This window comes from Brevibacillus soli, assembly GCF_044759095.2.
Classification (GTDB): Bacteria; Bacillota; Bacilli; order Brevibacillales; family Brevibacillaceae; genus JBIYSM02.
Genome location: NZ_JBIYSM020000047.1, coordinates 20,959 through 27,135, shown reverse-complemented (window position 1 = coordinate 27,135; position 6,177 = coordinate 20,959). Strand labels below are relative to the sequence as shown.

At 54.5% G+C, this 6,177-nt stretch carries 7 protein-coding genes; all 7 read right to left on the bottom strand.

Going from position 1 to position 6,177, the window contains the following annotated elements; all coding sequences use genetic code 11:
• Positions 1 to 448: 448 nt before the first annotated feature.
• Positions 449 to 1,492, bottom strand: a complete 1,044-nt coding sequence (locus ACE99V_RS17220) for an ABC transporter substrate-binding protein (RefSeq protein WP_400492468.1) — start codon at positions 1,490 to 1,492, stop codon at positions 449 to 451.
• Between the two features lie 21 nt (positions 1,493 to 1,513).
• Complete coding sequence (locus ACE99V_RS17215; protein WP_400492465.1) at positions 1,514 to 2,308, bottom strand: ABC transporter permease; 795 nt, start codon at positions 2,306 to 2,308, stop codon at positions 1,514 to 1,516.
• Positions 2,305 to 3,150, bottom strand: coding sequence for an ABC transporter permease (locus tag ACE99V_RS17210; RefSeq protein ID WP_400492467.1), 846 nt, complete (start codon positions 3,148 to 3,150; stop codon positions 2,305 to 2,307). Before ACE99V_RS17210 ends, ACE99V_RS17215 begins: the two co-directional genes overlap by 4 nt.
• A complete protein-coding gene (locus ACE99V_RS17205) occupies positions 3,147 to 4,133 on the bottom strand; it encodes an ABC transporter ATP-binding protein (RefSeq protein ID WP_400492464.1) in 987 nt (328 codons plus the stop codon). Before ACE99V_RS17205 ends, ACE99V_RS17210 begins: the two co-directional genes overlap by 4 nt.
• A gap of 330 nt (positions 4,134 to 4,463) precedes the next feature.
• A complete protein-coding gene (locus tag ACE99V_RS17200; protein WP_400492463.1) occupies positions 4,464 to 4,922 on the bottom strand; it encodes a VOC family protein in 459 nt (152 codons plus the stop codon).
• Positions 4,923 to 4,937: 15 nt separating this feature from the next.
• Positions 4,938 to 5,603, bottom strand: a complete 666-nt coding sequence (locus ACE99V_RS17195; RefSeq protein WP_400492462.1) for a VOC family protein — start codon at positions 5,601 to 5,603, stop codon at positions 4,938 to 4,940.
• A 15-nt stretch (positions 5,604 to 5,618) separates the two neighbouring features.
• Complete coding sequence (locus tag ACE99V_RS17190) at positions 5,619 to 6,173, bottom strand: NADPH-dependent FMN reductase (RefSeq protein WP_400492461.1); 555 nt, start codon at positions 6,171 to 6,173, stop codon at positions 5,619 to 5,621.
• Between the last annotated feature and the right edge of the window lie 4 nt (positions 6,174 to 6,177).

Here is a 6,177-nt window from a genome sequence, read left to right as displayed (position 1 = left end):
CTTCGCCAGCCGTAGTAGCAGTATTGACAATATTTTCATTCATCAGTGATGCCGTGAACGCGGCATGGAAGTCTTATATACCAAAAAGAGCCGGCAGTTGCCGGCTTCAGTTTGTTGAGAAACCAATGGTTTGCTAGAGGGACCGATTCCTCCAGCTACCCGCGAGCTGTGACGACCTGCAAGCGTAGGGACGTGGGCGCGGGGATAAAGCAGCGCCACCCCTGAGAAAACTTCGTAGTGACGCGGCTTTGGAGATGCCCCCGCGAATCGTCGCGGAGCGGACAGTGACACATCCCTGTGGGGAGGATACGGGCCCCGCCGAACGCGAGCATTCGCTTCCGTTCGGTGGGTAAAGCGCCGAGCGGAGCGGAGAAATCGGACCCGATAGACACCAATACCTTTTTCGACAGTCTCGAGCCGGCAGTTGCCGGCTTCTTGACATGCAAAACTACCGCCCGCTCTTCAGCTCGGTCCAGTAGCGGTCGTACTGCTGCAGCGTCTCGCCGACATCAACGAGCCACTCGGCGCGGGCGACGTCCTGTTTGTCCAGGAAGATCATTTTGTTGGAGCGGTACTCTTCACTGTGAAGCGGGTAAGCCTGCTCGTTCGGATTGCTGTAGCCAATGGACTCGTAGTTTTTTACACTGACTTCCGGCTCCAGCAGATAGTTGATGAACTTCTCGGCCAGGTCCTTGTGTTTTGCTCCTTTGGGAATGGCAAGCGTGTCGGCCCAGATTGTTGCCCCTTCCTTCGGCACGATGTACTCAACGTCCGGATTTTCCGCGTGGATGAAGGCGGCATCCCCCGACCAGACAGTCCCGATCCAGGCCTCTTCCGCGATCATCTTTTGCTTGATATTGTCCGTATCAAAAGCGATGACGTTGGGCAGCAACCCCTTCAGATCAGCAAACGCCTTTTCCAGCTCCGCCTTGTTCTGGGTGCTGTTGGAATACCCGTTTTTGATCAAGGACATGCCCATCACTTCACGAGGATCGTTCAGCAGAATGACACGCCCCTTGTACTTTGGATTCCATAGGTCCTGCCAACTTTGGATCGGTTCTTTTACATACTTTTTGTTGTAGGCGATTCCCGTTACGCCCCAGGTGTACACGATGGAGTGCTTGTTTCCTGGGTCAAATGGCGGTGTCTGGAAGGTAGAGACGATGTTTTTCAGATTGGGAATGTTCTCTTTGCCGAGCTCTTCCAACAATCCCAGCTGAATCATGGTGGCGACCATGTAATCGGACGGCTGAATCAAATCGTAAGCGGAAGCGCCCGCCTGGATTTTCGCCAGCATCTCTTCGTTGCTGGAGTAGACGTCGTAGTTTACTTTGACGTTGTACTTCTTTTCAAAGTCAGCGATGACCTCCTGATCAAAGTTGTCCGCCCAGCTGTAAATGTTCAATACCTGCTCTTCCTGCGAACAACCGGCTGAGGCAAGTACGAACACAGCGGTCAACGCGCACCCAAGAAAAAAGGGAAATCGTTTCATCATCGGTTTGCCTCCTGTCTGTTACAAGTCTGGCGTAAAACGAGAGTCTTTGCGCCGGAACAGCTCCGCCGCGATGACAAGCAGCACGGTGCAGACGATCATGAGCGTGGATAACGCGTTCACTTCCGGTGAGACGCCCCGTTTCACCAACCCATAAATATAAAGCGGAAGGGTTGTGGAGTTGGGACCCGCCACAAAAAACGAAACGACAAAATCGTCCAGCGACATCGTGAAGGTGAGCAGAAGACTGGCCACAATACTCGGTGTCAGAAGCGGCAGCGTGACGTATCGGAGCGTTTTCCATGTGGATGCCCCCAAATCCTGAGCCGCTTCCTCCAGCTCGATTCCCATGTCGGCCAGTCTGGCGGATACGAGAACCACGACAAAAGGGATGCTGAACGTGACATGGGCGAGGATGATCGTCGCTTTGCCGAGCGTAAGATGGAGCTGGCTGAACAGCGCCAGAAGCGACAGTCCCATCAAGATGTCCGGGATGATGATCGGCAGATAAATGAGCCCGTTCAGAAGCTCACGCCAACGTCTGCCGTAGTGCTTCAAGGCGATGGCGGCGGCCGTTCCCAGCACGGTAGCCAGCACGCTGCTGATACCCGCAATCGTCAGGCTGTTGCCAAGCGCCTCCAGAACCTGCCGGTTGTCAAACAACGACAGGTACCACTTCCACGTAAAGCCGCTCCAGACGGCATTGATCCGCGATTGATTGAAGGAGTATAACATCAGGACACCAATCGGCAGGTAGAGAAACAGCAGCACGCCCCAGGAAAATCCGCTGAGAAGCCTGTATCTGCCTGCTTTCATACCGCCCCCTCCTCCCTGCCGGGCAAACGCGTCGCTCGGAAGTACAGGTAGATCAGCAGCATGGACAACAGAATCAGCACGATGGACAAAGCGGAGCCAAACGGCCAGTCACGTGCGGAAAGGAACTGATTCTGAATAACGTTGCCGATCAGCGCCGACTTCGCCCCGCCCATGACGTCCGGGACGACAAACATGCCGATGGACGAGACAAACACCAGGATGGAACCAGTGACGACACCCGTGTGAGTGAGCGGCAGGGTGACATGCCAAAACGCTTTGAGCGGCGTGGCTCCCAGATCGTACGCTGCTTCCAGTTTGCGCCGGTCCATCTGCTCCAGCGACACGTAGACGGGAAGCACCATGAACGGCAGCAGCGTGTACACCATGCCAAGCAGCACAGAACCGTTGTTGTACAGGAGCGGCAGCGGCTCGTCGATCCAGCCCAGTGACAGCAGGAGCGTATTTACCACCCCCTGCGATCGCAGGATGATCACCCAGGCGTAGGAGCGCACCAAAAAGTTGATCCAGAACGGAATCATCACCAGCAGCAGCCAGATTTGCTGTGCCGAACGTTCCAACCGGGATATGTAATAGGCCAGCGGATAGCCCAGCAAAAGCGACATGGCCGTGGTAACAAACGCCAAAGCCAGCGTGTCGAAAAAGATCCCCGCGTACAGGGGATCAAAGACGCGGCCGTAATTGCCGAGCGTAAACTGGTAGATCACCTGTCCATACTGTCCCCTTTTGGAAAACGAGAGCAGGACGATCAGCAGCATGGGAAAAATGAATAACACGCCCAGCCACAGGAGAGCGGGCAGCGCCAGGAGTCTGATCCGTTTCAACAAGGGAGCATCACCTCGTCCTGCTTCGCCCAGAATACGGACACCTGGTCTCCCGCCTGCCACTGCTGCCGGTCGTTGGCGTACTCGTGGGCCAGCACAACCGTGTCGTCACGATTCAGCCGGATAAAGACTTTTCGCAGGTTCCCCATAAACACCACGTCGGTAATCTGCCCTGTTCGATACGATTTCGTCCGATCCGCATCGATCCGGGAGAGTCGTATCTTTTCCGGACGTACCGCCAAGCAGACATCGCCCTGACGGAAGATGTTGTTTTCGCCGATAAACGTGGCCACAAACAGTGTTTGCGGACGATTGTAGATCTCAAAAGGCGTGCCAATCTGTTCGATCCGCCCTTTGTTCATCACCGCGATACGATCTGACATCGCCATCGCTTCTTCCTGGTCGTGCGTCACATAGACAAACGTGATACATAAGTTCTTCTGAAGATTTTTCAACTCCAACTGCAGATGCTTGCGCAGCTGGTAATCGAGCGCTCCCAACGGCTCGTCCAGGAGCAGTACCTTCGGATTGTTGACGATTGCCCGGGCGATGGCGACCCGCTGCTGCTGTCCGCCAGAGAGCTGTTTCGGGGAGCGCTTGCGAAGATCGTCCAGCCGGGTGTACTGCAGCACCTCTTCCAACCGGCGTTTTTGCTCCGCTGCGGGAACATTCTTCATCTTCAGTCCGAACAGGATGTTTTCTTCCACCGTCATGTGGGGAAACAGCGCGTACTGCTGGAAGACCATGTTCATGTCCCGGCGGTAAGGAGGCATTTTGCCGATTGGCGTTCCCTGCAGGTAGATCTCTCCTCCAGTCGGCTGCTCAAAACCGGCTATCATGCGGAGCAGTGTGGTTTTGCCGCAGCCGCTGGGACCGAGCAGGGTGAGAAACTCTCCCTCCCGGATGTCCAGCGAAAACGGCGGAACCACGACCTGACCGGAAAAATGCTTTTCAATTTCCTGTAAAGAAATGATCGTTTTCATCGAACCGCACTCACCATTTAGCAAGGTATTTTTCAGCAAATTGGGCGAATTTCGCCAATTCTAGGTAAATATAACGTGCATGGTCGGTTTTGTAAAGGAAAAAGCCGGGCGCATGCGGCACCCGACTTTATCGAACGATCTACGATTCCAACCTAAAAAGGTTCCAAAAAACGGTAGATCCTGCCAATCACTCGTTTTTTTAATGGCTTAAGTTGGCGGAGCCTCCCTGGTCAAGCCGATCCTACCTGATCACCATTTTACTGTAGGCTTGATGCTGCTTCGTTAGACTGCCGATGTACTGGCAGAAGGGGCAGCAGCGGACAAGCATGGTTAATTTCGACCGTGCATGGTTTCCCATTCGTCCCAGGGGACGACGCCGAGCTCCGGCTTTGCCTCATCCGGCAAGGTGGCAATAAATTCAAGTGAGTTGCCGTCCGGATCCCGGAAGTAAATCGCCACAGCAGGCATCCAGCCGAACACCAGCGGTTTTTCCGTTCCGTCATCCAGATGGTTGCGAACGTGCAAACCGCGTTCTTTCAGATAGGAAACGGCCTGCTTCATATCGTCCGGGGAGATGCGGAAGGCAAAGTGACGTTTTTCCCACTGATCCGGGGATACCTCCCAGACGCCCAGCATCGATTCATTATGCCCGCCGATGAAGTAAAACTTTGCCCGCCGTCTCTCTTCATGATAGTAGCAGGGCAGGCCAAGGATGTTTCCATAAAAGTCTGCCGCTTTTTCCAAGTCCGTTGTCAGTACATGGGTTTCAAACAGATCAAGAATCTTCATGGCGAATGCTCCTCCTTACCCTTTTTGCACCTCGATTGCATAGGATTTCATGCATGTCCGAACGTTCCGCTTGCCTTTGATTTTGACTCGCAGCGGAAACGCTTCGGCCGGTTTGTCGGTCATAAACCAGATTCTTCCCTTTTGCACAATGATGAACATTCCGTCTTCGCTTCCCAAAGGAGCAAACTGCCGGCTGGGCTCCCGCCATGCCCCAATGTTGAGGGCGAGCTGCAAATCGTCGATCGTCTGCATCACGTCGTCCACCGGCAGTCCGATCTCGCTCACACGGAGGATATCGGCCGGCGTAAACGCACCCGTCCCGCGATTGCTCAGATTGTGGCGGGCAATCAACTCCACGATGTTTCCCGCCGGATCGAGGAAGTAAAGGGAGTGAGCGTTCCAGTGCGGAAAATGAACGAGCTCCTCGCCTTCCTCCTGCAGCAGTTTGACCCGCTGCTGCAGCCACTCCCTCGCCTGTCCGATCTTGTTCTCGGGAATGTTGAAGGCAAAGTGGTAGAACGGCTTGCCCGGATCGACGGAAAAGCGGAGTGTCGTCGTCCCCGCCTTCACCGCAAAGGCGGTCTCTGTTTCCTCAAGCAGGGAAAAGCCCAGGGTGTTGACGTAGAATTCTTTCATCTCCAAAAGGCAGCCGGTCTTCAGTTCGAGCTCGATCACTTCCATGAAACCCACCTCTTGTCAGTTTCTGTTGTCTTGGTTGACGAGTTGGTTCAGCTTCACAAAGCGAATCAACTCTTGGGTCATGTGTTCGACGCGCGCTTTTGCGTCTGGATGCACCAGCTCCATGTACTCGTTGAAATGCTCGGGATCCGCGACAATTTGATCCGGCAGAACGTTGGCGTAGACGCCGCGCAGCACAATGCGCAGGTTGTTCAGCGCATTAATCCCCCCTTTTCCACCGCCGCATGCGGCTCCGATAACGGCGGGCTTGCCTCGGAATTGCGCCCCTCCCAGGAAATCCAGTGCGTTTTTTAATGCGCCGCTCATTCCGTTGTGATAATCGGGAGTACAGATGACGAAGCCGTCCGCCTGCTGCGCCAGATTGATCAATTTTTGCACGACTGGCTGTGCTTTATCGCTTTCACTTCCCGTAAAGATCGGGAGGAGATCCACACCAAGGTCGATGAATCGCGTGGAGACGCCCTTTGCTTTCAGCGCCGCATCAAATGCCTGCGTCAATCCGCGGGTACGGGATATTTTTCTTGCTCCGCCGTTAATCAGTAAAAGGTTCATGTTC

Excerpts from the sequence above, each read along its gene's own strand:
- ACE99V_RS17200 (WP_400492463.1), bottom strand. The coding sequence starts at position 4,922 with ATGAAGATTCTTGATCTGTTTGAAACCCATGTACTGACAACGGACTTG.
- ACE99V_RS17195 (WP_400492462.1), bottom strand. The coding sequence starts at position 5,603 with ATGGAAGTGATCGAGCTCGAACTGAAGACCGGCTGCCTTTTGGAGATG.
- ACE99V_RS17205 (WP_400492464.1), bottom strand. The coding sequence starts at position 4,133 with ATGAAAACGATCATTTCTTTACAGGAAATTGAAAAGCATTTTTCCGGT.
- ACE99V_RS17190 (WP_400492461.1), bottom strand. The coding sequence starts at position 6,173 with ATGAACCTTTTACTGATTAACGGCGGAGCAAGAAAAATATCCCGTACC.
- ACE99V_RS17220 (WP_400492468.1), bottom strand. The coding sequence starts at position 1,492 with ATGAAACGATTTCCCTTTTTTCTTGGGTGCGCGTTGACCGCTGTGTTC.
- ACE99V_RS17215 (WP_400492465.1), bottom strand. The coding sequence starts at position 2,308 with ATGAAAGCAGGCAGATACAGGCTTCTCAGCGGATTTTCCTGGGGCGTG.